Source organism: Desulfogranum aggregans, assembly GCF_055398265.1.
Genome location: NZ_AP042447.1, coordinates 3,876,689 through 3,893,043, shown reverse-complemented (window position 1 = coordinate 3,893,043; position 16,355 = coordinate 3,876,689). Strand labels below are relative to the sequence as shown.

The following is a 16,355-nucleotide window of genomic DNA, read 5'->3' as shown; positions in this document are numbered from 1 at the left end:
TCCAACAACGGGAGGAAAATTCATGAGCGATGAAAAGAAATGCCCCGTAACGGGAAAAACCAACAAGCACGTTGTAGGCGGCCGATCCAGCAAAGATTGGTGGCCGGATCGCCTGAACCTGGATATTCTTCGCCAGCACTGCCCCAAATCCAGCCCCATGGATGACGATTTCGATTACGCCGAAGAATTCAAAAGCCTGGACCTGGAGGCCATCAAAAAAGATCTGCATGCCCTGATGACCGATTCACAGGAGTGGTGGCCGGCGGATTACGGCCATTACGGACCTATGTTCATCCGCATGGCCTGGCACAGCGCCGGCACCTACCGAACCGCTGATGGCCGCGGCGGCGGAGGGACAGGCAACCAACGCTTTGCCCCGGTCAACAGCTGGCCCGACAACGTCAACCTCGACAAGGCGCGCAGGCTCCTGTGGCCGATAAAACAGAAATATGGCCGGAAAATATCCTGGGCTGACCTGATGATCCTTACCGGAAATGTCGCTCTCGAATCCATGGGATTTAAGACGTTTGGTTTTGCCGGTGGACGCGAGGATATCTGGGAACCGGAAAAAGATATCTACTGGGGCGCTGAGGAAGAGTGGCTCGCAACGAGCGACACCCCTCAAAGTCGCTACAGCGGTGAGCGCGATCTTGAAAATCCCCTGGCAGCCGTTCAGATGGGACTTATCTACGTCAACCCGGAAGGGCCTGACGGCGATCCTGATCCGCTTGCCTCGGGCCGGGATGTCCGGGAAACCTTTGCACGCATGGCCATGAATGATGAGGAGACTGTAGCCCTCACCATTGGCGGCCACACCTTCGGCAAATGCCATGGGGCCGGTGATGCCTCTCTAGTCGGTCCGGAACCTGAAGCTGCCGGTCTTGCTGCACAGGGCCTTGGCTGGAAATGCAGCCACGGTACCGGCAAAGGCGGCGATCAAATTGGCAGCGGACTGGAGGGCTCGTGGACCCCGACGCCGACTCAATGGGATATGACCTACCTGGACATGCTGTTCGGCAACGAATGGGAGCTGACCAAGAGCCCTGCAGGTGCCTGGCAGTGGACCCCGAAAGAGTCCACAGACAGCAACATGGCCCCAGCTGCGGACGATCCGTCCAAAAAGGTCCCGATCATTATGACCACCGCGGACATGGCGATGCGGATGGACCCGATCTACCAAAAAATCGCAAAGCGCTTCCACGAAAACCCCGAAAAACTGGCTGACGCCTTTGCCCGAGCCTGGTTCAAGCTGACCCACCGTGATATGGGCCCTCGAACACGCTATCTCGGCCCGGAAGTGCCTGAAGAGGACCTGCTCTGGCAGGACCCGATCCCTCCGGTTGATCATGAACTGATTGGTGAACAGGATATTGCCACCCTGAAAGAGAAAATCCTTGAATCCGGCCTGTCCATACCCGAAATGGTAACGACCGCCTGGGCATCAGCTTCGACCTTTCGCGGCTCAGACTACCGCGGGGGTGCCAATGGTGCCCGTATTCGCTTGGCCCCACAGAAGGACTGGGCTGTCAATCAGCCGGAACAACTGGCCCGCGTACTCAAGACCTTGGAAAGCATCCAAAGCGATTTCGACAAAAAAGTATCGCTTGCCGACCTGATCGTCCTGGCCGGTTGCGCTGGAATTGAGCAGGCTGCGAAAAAGGCCGGGTATGACGTCAAGGTACCCTTTACCCCCGGGCGTATGGATGCCACCGCGGAACAGACCGACGCAGCATCCTTCGAATACATGGAGCCGGAGGCAGATGGTTTCCGAAATTACCTCAAGGCCAAGTACATCGTCCCGGCAGAGGAAATGTTGGTGGACAAGGCGCAGCTGCTGCAATTGACGATTCCAGAGATGACGGTTCTGGTCGGCGGGATGCGTGCTTTGAATACCAATTTTGACGGCTCCAAGTATGGCGTATTCACCGATCGCCCGGAGACCCTCACCAATGACTTTTTTGTCAACCTGCTTGACATGGGAACGGTGTGGAAGGCAACCACTGAGGATGAAGACCTGTTTGAAGGGAGCGATCGCGTCAGCGGTGACCCAAAATGGACCGGCACCCGCGTTGACCTGATTTTCGGTTCAAACTCCGAACTCCGCGCACTGGCTGAAGTGTATGCCAGCGCCGATGCACAGGAAAAATTTGTCAATGATTTTGTGGCAGCCTGGAGCAAGGTAATGCACCTCGATCGTTTCGACGTTGCCTGATCGCCTCGAAGCACTCACCTCTCTCACCAAAAAACTCGCGGCGCTTTCAACAAAGAAAGCGCCGCGAGTTTACTCCGTATGCCAGGGTTCACCGTAACAGTAACGCCACGGTGGCCAGGGAGAACGCCTGCCGGCACCCCTGATTTTTTTGGTGCATGCTGTTTACCGTAAGGCGTACTGCTTCTTCAAGTCCTTGTAAACCAAGGTCGAAACCTGTCTGATGACGCCGCCCCTTGACTGCATCCAGCGCTTATAGTTGGAAGGACGGGAACTGCGCTCTATAATCCCGACAATCGCGTAGGGGTATCTGTTCCTCCCCTTGGCCTTGGGTGCGAGAATGCCCATATCACCGCAAAGATGGGCTGTTGTTCCTGTTTTATTATAGACCAGGGTTCCCTCGGGGATAGGGGTACCGTGGTACAACCGGTCACGCCCCGGCAACGACATCAATCGTCGGATCTCCCTGCCGTAGGGTAACTCCTTATTCCACAGGGCACGAAGGAATCGAATATAATCCGAAGGCAGCGCCTTGTTGCGATAGGTACGTCCACCTTTAGGAATGTACTCGACAATATGCAGCTGTTTGAACAGATGCGGATAATGGCGGGTCAACAACCGTTGGCAACTGGCTGGGCCGCCCACCTGACGCATGACCCAGTTGGTAGCCGTGTTGCTGCTCCGCTGAATCATGGCCTCCATCTTGCTCCGGCTTCGAGGCCCGTATTTGATGACCCCCTGTTTCACCTGATGAAAAAAAGCCAGAGCAACAAAAGGCTTGATCATGCTGGCAGCCTGAAAGGATTGATCGGCATTGATATCCACCAGACTGACATCTCGCTCCAGATCGTATACCACCCAGCCGGTTTTTTCGTCGCTGCGTATCCTTCCTTTTTTGCGTAATTGTTTGATATAGCCTTCAACCTTTTTTTCGATATATGAACTGGAGCCGGCCCGCAACTCTCCACTTCGCGGCAAGGGCGCGGGTTTCGCCTGCGCGACCGACGACACTACGCGTCTGGCTGTCCCCTTATGGACCGCTACTTTTTTATTGCCGGGACGCAGAATAACCGGATCAAGAGTGGACCCGGCAACCACTGCTGAAGATGCCTGCTTTTGCTCATCGCTATCCCCCCGATCCTCCTTCGGTTTGTACGCATCACGCTCTGCCAGCCCCCCCTTTTGCTCACCTTGCTCGCCGTGAAGATAGGAGGATTCGCCATAAACCACCGGATTATTGAATTCCTTGGAAATAGCGGTTTGAATGCCTTTTTTTCGCAACAGGCGACCGTGTCTTTTGGCGACAGTCATCGTAGAGGCACGATCTCCGCGCCGTCGGTAGACCAGCATGTACTTGCCCTTCTCATCCTGCTCAATAAAGAGGTCCTTGCCCACAGATTTCCCGAGGTAGCAGTATATTTTTTCATACTGCTCTTTCATGGCCTCCAGGTTGGGCCCATACCCGTAGCTCACATTATACAGTTCATGATACCCGGTATCTTCAACAGCAAAGGCCTGGTCCAACCCCGCTTCCTGAAGCACCACCCCCTGCTTGACCATGACCTTGAGGATGGAGGTGACCGAGGCATTGCAGTCGAAAACCACCCCATATTCGTCCTGACGTTGCACCACTTTAAGACGCTGACTGATTGCCGGCTCAAAGAGTTCTTCCAGCTCCTCTTTGTAATCAAGGATACTGTCGAGGTCCTTGTCCCAGGCATAGGCCAGATCATACTGTTGTTCTACAGCCGCCTGCGCCGAGCCTGACCAAGGGAGTGCAAGTGTGCAGAGCAGCACTGACAAAAAAATATGATAAACCAGAGAAGACATATATATACAGGGGTGGTGCATTGAACGCTTTGTAGGTTTTCCAGCTGCCTTTAAAGGACTATACCAGATACGCAGCTCATGGCAAACCGCTACTGTAAAAAGCGTGGCCCCAATCGTCACCTTTGGTCGACCGCTCTTCGGGGTCGTCCTTGGCCAGGCCATTGTCATGCGCTCCTTACCCGGGCCCCTTGCATGAGCAACCAGCCGCATCATGTCTTTTTTCCGGGCCAGGGAAGAGAGGAAGGAGGAAAGTACTGCGCCAACTGAGCGATAGCCTCCGGAAGCATGAACAGCTCTCCTTGGTCAGGATCGAAAGTGAAGGCATACTCTCTGCCATGATGACAAAATTCGATCCGCCAGGCATGGAGGTAGGAACGGTCCGCCGCTTTACCTCCATAGAGGGTATCCCCAAGGATCGGGGTTCCCAGGGAGGACATAGCAACGCGCAACTGATGGGTTTTTCCGCTCAATGGCCTGAGTAAATATAGCCGCATCCCGGGAATGACGGTAGAGGAAAAAAACTGGGTGACGGCTGGCGCGTTCCTGGAACGGAGCAGCTTGTACTGGCTGCGACGAGACTTAGCCATGTCACCGATTATGCGGCCCTGCTTCTTCTTCGGTTTCCCCAGGGCAAGCGCAACATAGTACTTCTGCACCATATGTGCGGCAAACAGGCCCCCCAGGGTACGCGCTGCTTTAGCAGATCTGGCAATCAGCAGCAAACCGGAGGTCACCGTGTCAAGCCGATGCACGGCATACAACTGCTCTTTTCTCGCCCGCTCCAAGGACGCAAACAGCCCCGGATGACCATCTTGACTATGAAAATGCACCCCTGCCGGCTTACAGACAACCAGAAAATCGGGTTCTTCGGCTATGATCTGGAACATAGACACTCCTCCAAGGGGCCAGGCTGCCCCTTCCATCGAACCCGAAGAGCTGGCAAAGCCCTGGGGCAACACCATCCGCCACCGTTTGCCCGAATCTGTGACGGCTTAGAGCCTGAGTCGAGCCAACAATCTGTTATTACAGAAGACAACGTTGATGCATCAAACAACTCAGGATCAACAAACGGCCCTATGGACCATATCATCTTTTTCTCCACTGGACAACCAGCACACTCCTTCTCACAGCGTGGTACATACTCCTCGTCGACGGGCAGCAAAGCTTAGCTGCGTCTAACATCAACACTTCTTACACATACCTATCAATTCGATTTATCTATTTTTTTTCTCCCCTCATTGAGCCCATTTTTTTTTCAGCATCTCCTGTCACCCGGCCCCCTGAAAGGTACGACCAAAAACCTTCAATCGGAACCGATAGTTGTCACCCTTTCCGTAAACCAGCATTTCAATTGAGCGTATTGTGCAAAATGTAACACAGGGAAAAGTGCCGCAAAATTCGCTTGCAGACCTCTGAAGTTCATACTATACGAGATTCTATTCACTCTCCATACCAATCCATATCCCGGCCAGGAGGAGGGAAAATGGCACTTCTCACAGACAGTTTACACAATAGGCACACCGCTGCTTCCATCGCTCCATCTGCACAAGAAGTAACCACTCCCGAGGTAGTCATTTTCGGATGCGGTAATATCTACCTGGGGGATGACGGCTTCGGCCCTGCCGTCATTGACTCCCTGGTTGGCCGCGGCATACTCCCGCAAACCGTGGAAGCCATTGACGCAGGCACTTCCATACGCGACCAGCTTTTTGACTACCTCCTTGCCGAGGAATTACGCCCCAAGCATATTATCATCGTCGATTCCATTGACCGCGAGGACCGTCGGCCTGGAGAGGTATTCACCATTGCTCCGGAGGATATCCCGGCAAAGAAGATTCACGATTTTTCCCTTCATCAGTTTCCCACCGTGAATATGCTGCAGGAGCTGCAGGAATTCACCAATGTGCGAGTTTCCATCGTTGTCGCACAGATTAGCGAACCGGCACAGGAGGTCTGCGAAGGACTTTCTCCTGATATACAGCGGGCAGTCCCGGCTGCCTGCACCTTGATAATGGACATTGTGTCTGCGACTCAACAATGAGGTGACAGTACTATGATGTATGAATTCAAAGCTGACGACCTCGCGGATGAGTTTGGTGTTCGACGCAACACCATCCGCGACTGGATCAGAACAGGGACCATCCCGGCCAAAGAAGGCCCGGGAGACAGGTACATGATGGACGTTGCAGAGTATGTTCGACTCTGCGACAAGTTTGGCCGAATCCCCAAGGTTGACGCCAACATGGCCCTGGAGGTCGAAGAGATCAAGACCCTGCAGGCAACCGAAAACGGCAACCAGGTAATTGAACTCAACAACCGTCATACCGACACCCTGTACAGCGATCCCTCGTGGGCCGACATCTGCCTCACTTGTGGAACCTGCGCCAGTGCCTGCCCCATCGCCGGCGTCGATGACCTGGATCCAAGAAAAATCGTACGCATGGCCATGTTCGGCATGGAGGAAGAACTCATTCAATCCGAATGGCCATGGAAATGCACCATGTGCGCCAAGTGCGAAAATGCCTGCCCGATGAATGTGGAGATCGTTGCACTCATGCGCCGTTTGCGCGGCCTGCGGGAACGGGACCGCGTGCCGGGACCGATTCACAAGGGAGTCGCCACCTGCCTGGAAAGAGGCAACAACTTGGGCATTCCCAAGGACGATTTTCTGTTTCTTCTTGAAGACCTTGCAGAAGAACTTCAAGAGGAGGGCTGCCCTGGGTTCACCGTACCGGTTGACAAGCGTGGTGCCCGAATTCTGGTCACCATAAACTCCAAAGAACCCTTTGCAGAGCCTGACGACATGAAGTTCTGGTGGAAAATTTTCCACGCTGCAGGTGAGGACTGGACAGTTGCCAGCGAAAACTGGGAGGGGGTCAACTGGGGGTTATTCTCAGGGGACGATGCATCGCAGAAGATCATTGTCGGTAGAATCGTGGACAATCTGGAGCGACTCGGCTGCGAAGCTTTGCTCCTGCCTGAATGAGGCCACGCATATTTCGCGACCCGGTCCGGGTTGCAAAAATGGTTTCCTGAAATACTGGAAAAAATCACCATCTATTCCGTATTCGATCTCATGCTCGAATACATCAATACCGGAAAGATCACCCTGAGCCAGGAGTTCCATACCCTGAAGGCCACCTACCATGATCCCTGCAATTATGGCAGGAAATCAGAGAAGGCCTTTGGCCATGGATACTACGAGGAAGGCCGCATCATCACCCAGACCTGTTGTGCTGACTTTGCCGACATGGAGCCCAATCGAGAGTTCAACTACTGTTGCGGTGCCGGTGGCGGGGCATGGGCTTTGCCCTATTCCGCTGAGCGAATCTTCTACGGCAGGATCAAGGCCCGCCAGATTGAAGATACCGGGGCAGAGCTGGTTATTGCGCCCTGCCATAACTGTAGAGACCAGCTGATGAAATCGCTCAACAAGGAGTTTGATCTCGGGATCGAGGTCAAATACCTGTGGGAACTGGTTGCCGACTCACTGGTTTTACCAGATCAGAACGTACATGCTGAACAGGAAACAGTTGAATAACACGGAAGGTACAAGGGAGGATCACACGGTGTCTCAAAAACAAACAATAGGATCAGTCATGGTTGTTGGTGGTGGCGTCGCGGGCATGCAGTCGGCCCTCGACCTTGCCAACTCCGGGTACTTCGTTTATCTCGTTGAAAACAGCGGGGCTATCGGAGGTGCCATGGCTCAGCTGGACAAGACCTTCCCCACCAACGACTGCGCGATGTGAATTGTCGCGCCAAAATTGGTTGAGTGCGGTCGGCACTTGAATATACACCTCATGACCTTAAGCGAGGTCATGGACGTAGAAGGCAGCGAAGGGAATTTTTCTGTTACTATCAAGGAATCCCCCCGCTATGTGGACATGGATAAATGCATTGCCTGCGGGGAATGTGCGGCAAAATGTCCGAAAAAGGTAACCGATGAATACAACGCCGGGACCGGTAAACGCAAAGCGATTTACGTGAAGTACTCCCAGGCAGTGCCGCTCAAATACCAGATAGACCCGGAAAACTGCATCTACCTTAACAAACCCGGACGCTGCGGCGCCTGTGCCAAGGTTTGCCCGGCGGATGCGATCAATTTCGAGGACCAGGAAAAAATCCACGAAATCCAGGTAGGTTCCATCATTATGGCACCCGGCTTCCAGACCTTTGACCCGCAGAAAGCCGGTATCTGGGGATATGGCAAATACCCCAATGTGGTCACCACCATGCAGCTGGAACGATACTGTTCGGCTACCGGCCCCACCGAGGGGCACCTGCTGCGTCCTTCTGACGGCAAGCCGGCACGCAAGGTAGCCTTTCTGCAATGCATCGGCAGTCGTGACGAAAACAAATGCGGTAACGGCTACTGCTCTTCGGTGTGCTGCATGTATGCCATCAAAGAGGCGGTGATTGCCAAGGATCATGCCCCGGGCCTGGAGACTACCATCTTTTTTATGGACATGCGGACCCATGGCAAAGATTTTGACCGCTACTACGAAAAGGCCAAGCAGGATGCAGGGGTTCGGTTTATCCGCAGCCGCGTCCATGGCGTGGAACCGGTCAATGCAGCCGGCGACCTGCGCGTGCACTACATCAATGAGGACGGAAGGCAGATCGAAGAGTTCTACGACATGGTCGTGCTCTCGGTAGGCCTGGAAACCCCGAAACCGGTAGTAGAACTGGCGAACAACCTGGGTATCGCCATGACAGGCGGCAACTTTGCCCAGACCTCCAATTTCCTGCCCGTGCTGACCTCTAAACCGGGTATTTTCACTTGCGGCACCTTTGCCGGCCCCAAGGATATCCCTCAGTCGGTCATGGAAGGATCGGCAGCCGCAGCCGGAGCAGCCCAGCTCCTCAGCGACGCCAGGGGAAAGCTCACCCGCGAGCAGACCTTTCCCCAGGAGCGTGACGTCAGTGGTGAAGACCCGGCGGTGGGTGTCTTTGTCTGCCACTGTGGCTCAAATATTGCCGGGGTGGTTGACGTGGAGGCGGTGGCCGACTATGCCGCAACCCTTCCCGGGGTAACCTATGTGGAGCGCAACCTGTTCTCCTGCTCTCAGGATACGCAGGACCAGATGGCTGCACGGATACGGGAAAAAGGGCTCAACCGGATCGTGGTTGCTGCCTGTACCCCCCGCACCCATGAGCCTCTCTTTCGAGAAACCCTGAAAGAGGCGGGAATTAACGAGTACCTGTTTGAGATGGCCAATATTCGCAACCAGAACTCCTGGGTTCATGCGGCCGAGCCGGAGTTGGCGACCCAAAAAGCCAAAGACCTCATACGCATGGCTGTGGCCAAGGTCCTCCCGCAGACGCCGCTCTACCAACTTTCGGTAAATGTCAATCAGAGCGCGCTGGTCATCGGCGGCGGCCTTGCCGGCATGACCGCCGCCCTCAACCTGGCCGATCAGGGCTACCCGGTTCACCTGGTGGAAAAAACCGATCAACTGTGCGGATTTGCCCGAAGGCTCGATCATACCTGGCAGGGGGAGGATATCCAGCCCCAGCTCGCCAAGCTGACCGATCGAATCACTGGTCACTCCAACATCACCCTGCACATGGAATCCGAGGTTACCGGCGTAGAGGGGTTTATCGGGAACTTCACCTCCACTCTCCAGGCAAAAGACGGAGCAACCGTTTCCATTGAGCACGGTGCCGGCGTCATCGCCACCGGCGGCAAGCGCTACCGGCCTGTAGGGGAATACGGTTACGGAAAACTCAAAGGCGTGTACACCGGCATTGAGTTTGATGTAGCCAGACGTGCAGGAGACAAGAACACCAGGGCCGCCAAGTCGGTGGTCTTCATTCAGTGCGTCGGCTCCCGGCAGACCGATCGGCTTTACTGTTCCAAGGTCTGCTGCACCCACTCCATTGCCACTGCCATCAAGCTCAAGCGTGAGGATCCGGCCCGAGACGTCTATATCCTCTATCGCGATATCCGTTCCTATGGTGAGCGGGAGACGCTCTACAAGCAGGCTCGCAAGATGGGCGTCATCTTCATCAACTATGAACTCCATGGCATGCCGGAGGTCACCAGGGATAAGGAGAAGGGATTGCGGGTCAAGGTGATGGACCATGTCCTGCATCGATCTGTATCCATTCAGGCAGATGCCGTGGTCCTTGCGGAAGCCATCCTGGCCAATCCCGACGCTGGAAAAATAGGCACCCTGTTCAAGCTGCCGGTTGACAGCGACGGATTCTTTCAGGAAGCCCACGCCAAACTGCGTCCGGTGGATTTTTCCACCGAAGGACTCTTTGTGGCGGGCCTCGCCCATTATCCCAAGCCTATAGAGGAATCCATTGCCCAAGCCATGGCAGCTGCTTCCCGAGCGGCAACCGTGCTTTCCAAACAGTCCATCAACCTTGAAGCGATCAAGGCAGTGGTGGTGGAAGAAAACTGCGATGGATGTGCACTGTGCATCGATGTCTGCCCTTTTCATGCCATCAGCCTGACCGAGACAACCGCTCCCGATGGAAGCGTGAGTAAGCGGGTGGCAGTCAACAAGGCAAAATGCAAAGGATGCGGGCTGTGTCAGGGCACCTGTCCCAAACGGGGGATCGATGTCGCAGGCTTTACCCTTGAGCAGATTCGCAAGCAGGTTGTGGCAGCATTGGCGGTCTAAGGCATCTTCAGATGCATTGACCTGCAACGAACAGTGGATGCAGGGGCAAGATCCGCCGCTGGAGGGTTGTGAGACCGAAGGCTGCACCAGCTTGCCCCATCCATGACAATGAATAGGAGCTAATTATGAGTTTTGAGCCGAAAATTATCGCGTTTTGCTGCAACTGGTGCTCTTATGCCGCAGCAGACCTGGCGGGTATCTCGCGCATGGAGTATCCCTCCAATGTGCGTATCGTCCGTGTCATGTGTTCCGGCATGGTTCACCCGGAAACAATACTTGAAGCCTTTGAACTCGGTGCAGACGGGGTCATGGTCCTTGGCTGACACCTCGGTGAATGTCATTACCTGGATGGTAATTATAAAGCAATGACCCGCTCTGAGATGATCAGCACCCTGCTTGAAGACTACAATATCGATCCCGGACGTTTTCAGATCAGCTGGGTATCCTCTGCTGAACCGGATAAATTCGTGGCAGCTGTCAAAGAGGTCACTGCCCGGGTGGCCGGGATGGGGCCAATCAAACCAACGGAAATCGCAAACTAAGGAGGCAGGCAATGGCTGTACGTGTAGCAGAAGAATGGCTCAACTCGTGTTCCGGATGCGAAATTGCCATTCTCAATATTGGCGAGCCTCTGGTAGAGTTGCTTTCCGCACTTGAATTCGTCCATATTCCGGTCCTGATGGATAACAAGTACTTCGGCCAGCTCGGCGACGGAGAACACCTGGAGATCCCAGAGGCAGATGTGGGCATTGTCTCCGGCGGTGTGGCCAACGAAGAGCACAAGGAAGTACTCGAGGAGATGCGCCGCAAGTGCAAAATTCTCATCGCCCTCGGCACCTGCGCCACCCACGGTGGCCTTCCGGCCCTGATTAACAGCTGGGGAACAAAGGCTGCCTATGAGGAAGCCTTCTCAACGGCCAGCACCGACAAAGACGCCGAAATTCCCAGCCAAGGCGTACCCCGCCCGCTGGACCGTGTCTATGCCCTGGATGAGCTGGTTGACATTGACCTGCTGGTGCCTGGATGCCCGCCCAACCCGGAGCATATTGCCGGTGCCATCACCGCGCTGTTGGAAGGAAAAGAGGTAAAACTCCCGACCAAGAGTGTCTGCGATACCTGCCCGACCGTGCGCAAAGGCAAGGGCGATATCAAGGATGTAAAACGCTTTCTCACCAATGCGGATTATGATCCGGAAAAAGGCATCGACGAGATGCGCTGCCTGCTTGAACAGGGATTCATGTGCATGGGGCCGGTCACTGCGGCCGGATGCGCTAAGCGTGGGGCGCCAAGCTGTATCAGCGCCCGCGTTCCCTGCCGGGGCTGCTTCGGCCCGGTACGCAATGAGGGCAACCAGATGCTGGACATGATGAACGCCCTGGCCAGCAACGGCATTGATTTCACCTCTGTTGTTGACCGCAAAAACCTGCTTCGGTTCTCCGGTGCACATAACAAGCTAAGATAAACAGGTACCACGACTATGGGAAAAGTAATCAATATACAACCGGTTACCAGGATCGAGGGGCATGCCTCAATTGCCATCGAGCTGGATGACCAGGGCAACGTCCATGATGCGAAAATGCATCTGATGTCGCTGAGGGGATTTGAAAAATTTATCCAGGGGAGACCGGCGGAGGAGGTTCCCCGTATCGTCAATCGCATCTGCGGCATTTGCCCCTGGATGCACCACCTGGCCTCCATCAAGGCGGTAGACGGCTGCTTTGGCGTCACCCCTTCTCCCACCGGCCATATGCTGCGGGAGCTGTGCCAGGCCATGGCCCACATCAACGACAAAATTCTTCACTTTTTCTTTCTTGCTGCCCCGGACTTTGTCATCGGGCCGGACAGTGACTACTCAGTGCGCAACGTCATCGGTATTGTCAAGCAGGCGCCGGAACTGGCCACCCAGGTGGTGAAGATGCGCCAGCTGGGCCAGATGATGATCGACAAATTCGCCGGCAAGGCTATTCATCCCATTGCTGCGGTCACCGGCGGTTTTGCCAAGCCGATGCAGGAAAGCGAGCGTCAGGAGTTGTTGCGCGACTGTCGCACTCTGCTTGATTTTGCCTGCTATGCCCTTGATTTTGCAAAGGATAACGTTTTCAGCAAATACACCGACGCCATCCAGCAGCTGGGTGTAATCAACACCGGGTTTCTCGGTACGGTAGATGAGAACGGCGGCCTCAACATCTATGACGGTAAGCTTCGTCTGATGAAGGCCAGCGGCGAATATACCGAATTTGCGGCGGCAGACTACACCGACTACATCGGCGAGCACGTCGAACCGTGGTCCTACGCCAAGATGCCTTATGCCAAGACCTGGGAAGAAGGATTCTCCATGGACCTTGACCAGCCCAAAGGCATTTACCGGGCCAACACCCTGGCCAGACTGAATGTCTGCGACCATATCGCCACTCCCAAGGCCCAGGAAGCCCTGGAGGAGTTCCGAACTACATTCGGCCGCTACCCCCAGTATACCCTGCTCTACCATTATGCTCGCCTGATCGAACTGATCTACGCCTGTGAGCGGTCATTGGAGCTGCTGGAAAATCCCGCCATTACCGACACCAATGTCCGGGCCAAGGCTGAACCGGGCGCTGGGCGCGGAGTTGGTTTCGTGGAAGCGCCACGCGGCACCCTTATTCACGACTACCAGACCGACGAAAATGGGTGTATAGTCAAAGCAAACATGATCGTTGGTACCACTCATAATGTCGCCCCCATGAACATGAGCGTCAAACAGGCGGCATCCTCGCTCATCAAAGAGGGGGTGTACGATCAGGGCCTGCTCAACAAGGTGGAGATGGCGGTGCGCGCCTACGACCCGTGAATTTCGTGCGCGACACACCACCTGGATGGTGGTACACCGGTATCTGTCAAGATCGTTGACGCCAATGGCGAAGAAGTGGCAAACCTGACCAACATGGAATAAACAGCGGGGCTGCAAAGCAGCCCCGTTCCGTTCTTGAACGACATGATAAAGGAGATGCCAGATGAGCGAAAAACAAGGAAAGAGGCAGCGCCGAGTGGTTCGGGCCACCGCTCCGGACACGGCCTGCGGAGATGTTGGTCACATGACGGTGGATGAACTCGTGGCCGTGGCTGCTGATGCCGAATTTGAGGTAAACTGTCCTGCCTGTGGTCAGATTCACCTCAGCAGGGAAGAGATTGAGGAAATCGAGCAGGAAAAATTCACCGAAACCGAGGAATACAAAAAGACGGTTCGCCAGGCGCAGGCTCAGGCCGAGTAAGCCCGGTGCCGCCCCGCAATTCGACGCCCGATTCCCAAAGGCACAGCCAATAAAAACGCTGTGCCTTTGTTCCCTTTTCTCCAGACAGGGGTGAGCCAGAAGGAAGGCCTCTCAGCATTGCGTGTCCACTCCGGCCTCAGCAAATGAGGCCATATCGCACATCACCCGGGCTGCCAGTTCCGCCACCTGAATAGTCATGGCTGCTCCGGTCCCCTCGCCCAGACGCATCCCCATATCCAGCACCGGCTCAAGGCCCATGAAATCCAGTGCAGCCTGCTGACCGGTCTCCACCGACCTGTGCCCGGACACCAAATATCCTTTCACCTGCGGACAGAGCAGGTAAGCGAGCAGTCCTGCAGCGGTAGAAATGATCCCGTCCAGCACCACACACGTACCTTGGCCGGCAGCCGCAAGTACAGCCCCGCAGATGCCTCCCAGCTCAAATCCACCGATCCTGGTTAGGATATCCACCGCGTCCTGCGGGTCAGGACGGTGATAGGCAAGCGCCCTGTCAAGGACCTCGATTTTTCGCCGTAAGCCTTCATTATCAATGCCAGTACCTCTCCCGGCGAGTTCACTGGGGCTTTTTCCGGTTATGGCGCTGATCACAGCGGTGGCGGCAGTGGTATTGCCTATGCCCATCTCACCCAGGCCGATGATTTCCTGGCCTGCAGCACTGCCACTGGCTATCACCTGGGCTCCGTTCTCAATCGCACGGATGGCCTGCTCCCTGCTCATCGCCGGGCCAAGTGCAAAGTTACGGGTCCCTGGAGCGACCTTTTTCTCGATCAGCAGAGGGTGAGGAGCAAAATTTCCCTTTACCCCCATATCAACAATTCTCAGTTCAATTCCATACAACCCACAAAACACATTAATCGCCGCACCGCCAGCCAGAAAGTTTTCCACCATCTGTACCGTTACCTTACCCGGATAGGCAGAGACCCCCTCCTCCACCACCCCATGATCGCCGGCAAAAACAAACATCCTCCGACGCCCGATGCGCGGGGAAAGAGTGTTCTGCATTACACTCAACGAAACAGCGAGAGGCTCTACTCTTCCCAGGGCGCCAAGCGGTTTGGTCTTCAGGTCAATCTTTTTCTGGGCAGCGGGCCGCAGATGATGGGCAACCGGTTGGACTCCAGCTACCAGGCGCATCAACCGCTCCGGGACCACTGCCCCGGAATGAACACCCTGTGGCCGGGTATGGGGTTTGGATTGTATGGGACGTGTTCCCGTCCCGGTGAAATCGATAATATATTTAAAGGCCTGTCCACGGAATATGGTAGGCATCAGTGCTGGAACGGCGTCCGGCGCAACAATCGCCTCCACCAGCAAATCCAACAGCTCCCGATGGTCGCGGCAGAAAGCAGCTGCTTCTACAACATGCTCACGCCGTGGCCCGTAGGAGCCGACCACGGAAAGTTCACGATAATGGATCAGATTGAGAAGGCTGCAGTCGACTTCGGCATCCTTCTGGACCCCTGAAAAATAGGCGAACTGTCCTCCTTTTCTCAGTTTGGTCAGGCATTGGCTGAATGCCGCCGGACTGTCGCAGGCATTGATGGCGCAATCAAAATCACCTGCAACGGTCTCTTTGCAGACCACGACCCCGCTTGCCTCGATAAACGGGGTGGCGCGGTCAATCTTTTCCGCGCTCTGTTCCACCACCACCGGTTCTGCACCCAAGGCGCGGGCTGCCAGCGCCGCCAGGAGGCCCAGCACTCCTCCCCCGTAGATAATCAGCCGTGTTCCCTGCCCAATGGACAGCCCGGAAAATCCATTGACAATACAGGCAACGGGTTCGGCAAAACAATACACATAGGGTACTGATGCCTCCGGTATTGGGACCAGGCTTGCCCGAGGCACTTCGACCGTATCAGCAAAGCCGCCGTCACTGTGAAAGCCGATAATCTGCATGGAATCGCAGAGATTTTCCCGATTGTTGGCACAATACCAACAGTGGCCGCAGCTCTGCCCGGGCCACAGGGTGTACCACGCGCCGGTTGCTTCCTCCACAGCGACCACTTCATGGCCAGGCACCCTGGGGAGGACCAGATCACGGTGTCCCTGGTGCCACATTTTCGCATCGGTGCGGCATATGGCACAGTAGCAGACACGAAGAAGGACGCTGTCATCCTGCCCTGGCGCCGGGGCTGTCGAGCTTGTTTCCAGAACCATTTGACCTGGACCATGGAGAGCGAGCTTCATACGTCCTCCCCCTTTGATTGGATAAAAGGTTGCTCGGTAAGGGATAAAAGCATGATGCGCGCCCCAGCGCATCCTTCATCCAGGAGCTGGCTGTGCAATGCTTTCACCTGCGCCAACTGCTGCATGGGATACACACTGGCCTTCTGCAGACTGCAACGGACATATCCATCCCCGGAAAAGCGGAAATAGTCGGCGCCCTCCTTGATCAACAAAAGCTGTTCCATG

At 55.3% G+C, this 16,355-nt stretch carries 12 protein-coding genes; 8 read left to right on the top strand and 4 right to left on the bottom strand.

Going from position 1 to position 16,355, the window contains the following annotated elements:
• Window positions 1–22 precede the first annotated feature (22 nt).
• The gene (katG, locus tag ACZ52Z_RS17135) at window positions 23–2,212 is read left to right on the top strand and encodes a catalase/peroxidase HPI (RefSeq protein ID WP_464267990.1); all 2,190 of its coding nucleotides are present in this window, start codon (window positions 23–25) and stop codon (window positions 2,210–2,212) included.
• A gap of 162 nt (window positions 2,213–2,374) precedes the next feature.
• Here katG and ACZ52Z_RS17130 read toward each other — a convergent pair whose 3' ends face one another.
• Together ACZ52Z_RS17130 and ACZ52Z_RS17125 are read right to left on the bottom strand one after the other, a co-directional pair.
• Window positions 2,375–4,039, bottom strand: coding sequence for a serine hydrolase (locus ACZ52Z_RS17130; RefSeq protein ID WP_464267989.1), 1,665 nt, complete (start codon window positions 4,037–4,039; stop codon window positions 2,375–2,377).
• 209 nt (window positions 4,040–4,248) lie between these two features.
• Window positions 4,249–4,926, bottom strand: a complete 678-nt coding sequence (locus ACZ52Z_RS17125; RefSeq protein ID WP_464267988.1) for a TIGR01621 family pseudouridine synthase — start codon at window positions 4,924–4,926, stop codon at window positions 4,249–4,251.
• Window positions 4,927–5,522: 596 nt separating this feature from the next.
• On the opposite strand from ACZ52Z_RS17125, the gene ACZ52Z_RS17120 reads away from it, so the two are divergent.
• The 7 genes from ACZ52Z_RS17120 (at window position 5,523) to ACZ52Z_RS17090 (ending at window position 13,922) form a co-directional block, all read left to right on the top strand.
• Window positions 5,523–6,080, top strand: coding sequence for a hydrogenase maturation protease (locus ACZ52Z_RS17120; RefSeq protein WP_464267987.1), 558 nt, complete (start codon window positions 5,523–5,525; stop codon window positions 6,078–6,080).
• 15 nt (window positions 6,081–6,095) lie between these two features.
• On the top strand, window positions 6,096–7,580 hold the full coding sequence (locus tag ACZ52Z_RS17115) for a heterodisulfide reductase-related iron-sulfur binding cluster (protein WP_464270815.1): 1,485 nt from the start codon (window positions 6,096–6,098) through the stop codon (window positions 7,578–7,580).
• A 58-nt stretch (window positions 7,581–7,638) separates the two neighbouring features.
• Complete coding sequence (locus tag ACZ52Z_RS17110) at window positions 7,639–10,674, top strand: FAD-dependent oxidoreductase (RefSeq protein WP_464270814.1); 3,036 nt, start codon at window positions 7,639–7,641, stop codon at window positions 10,672–10,674.
• A gap of 125 nt (window positions 10,675–10,799) precedes the next feature.
• Complete coding sequence (locus ACZ52Z_RS17105; RefSeq protein ID WP_464267986.1) at window positions 10,800–11,216, top strand: hydrogenase iron-sulfur subunit; 417 nt, start codon at window positions 10,800–10,802, stop codon at window positions 11,214–11,216.
• Window positions 11,217–11,227: 11 nt separating this feature from the next.
• On the top strand, window positions 11,228–12,136 hold the full coding sequence (locus ACZ52Z_RS17100; RefSeq protein WP_464267985.1) for an NADH-quinone oxidoreductase subunit B family protein: 909 nt from the start codon (window positions 11,228–11,230) through the stop codon (window positions 12,134–12,136).
• Window positions 12,137–12,151: 15 nt separating this feature from the next.
• On the top strand, window positions 12,152–13,603 hold the full coding sequence (locus tag ACZ52Z_RS17095) for a Ni/Fe hydrogenase subunit alpha (protein ID WP_464267984.1): 1,452 nt from the start codon (window positions 12,152–12,154) through the stop codon (window positions 13,601–13,603).
• Window positions 13,604–13,664: 61 nt separating this feature from the next.
• Entirely contained in the window at window positions 13,665–13,922 is a 258-nt protein-coding gene (locus ACZ52Z_RS17090; protein WP_464267983.1) for a hypothetical protein, read from the top strand.
• Window positions 13,923–14,033: 111 nt separating this feature from the next.
• Here the strand turns inward: ACZ52Z_RS17090 and cobT are convergent, their stop codons facing one another.
• Both cobT and ACZ52Z_RS17080 read right to left on the bottom strand, forming a co-directional pair.
• Window positions 14,034–16,130, bottom strand: coding sequence for a nicotinate-nucleotide--dimethylbenzimidazole phosphoribosyltransferase (gene cobT / locus ACZ52Z_RS17085; RefSeq protein ID WP_464267982.1), 2,097 nt, complete (start codon window positions 16,128–16,130; stop codon window positions 14,034–14,036).
• Entirely contained in the window at window positions 16,127–16,354 is a 228-nt protein-coding gene (locus ACZ52Z_RS17080) for a hypothetical protein (RefSeq protein WP_464267981.1), read from the bottom strand. The genes cobT and ACZ52Z_RS17080 overlap by 4 nt, the downstream gene beginning before the upstream one ends.
• Window position 16,355: the final 1 nt, after the last annotated feature.

Bases quoted from the DNA above. Each gene is read 5' to 3' on its own strand.
- katG (WP_464267990.1), top strand. From the start codon at position 23: ATGAGCGATGAAAAGAAATGCCCCGTAACGGGAAAAACCAACAAGCAC.
- ACZ52Z_RS17130 (WP_464267989.1), bottom strand. From the start codon at position 4,039: ATGTCTTCTCTGGTTTATCATATTTTTTTGTCAGTGCTGCTCTGCACA.
- ACZ52Z_RS17125 (WP_464267988.1), bottom strand. From the start codon at position 4,926: ATGTTCCAGATCATAGCCGAAGAACCCGATTTTCTGGTTGTCTGTAAG.
- ACZ52Z_RS17120 (WP_464267987.1), top strand. From the start codon at position 5,523: ATGGCACTTCTCACAGACAGTTTACACAATAGGCACACCGCTGCTTCC.
- ACZ52Z_RS17100 (WP_464267985.1), top strand. From the start codon at position 11,228: ATGGCTGTACGTGTAGCAGAAGAATGGCTCAACTCGTGTTCCGGATGC.
- ACZ52Z_RS17090 (WP_464267983.1), top strand. From the start codon at position 13,665: ATGAGCGAAAAACAAGGAAAGAGGCAGCGCCGAGTGGTTCGGGCCACC.
- cobT (WP_464267982.1), bottom strand. From the start codon at position 16,130: ATGAAGCTCGCTCTCCATGGTCCAGGTCAAATGGTTCTGGAAACAAGC.
- ACZ52Z_RS17080 (WP_464267981.1), bottom strand. From the start codon at position 16,354: ATGGAACAGCTTTTGTTGATCAAGGAGGGCGCCGACTATTTCCGCTTT.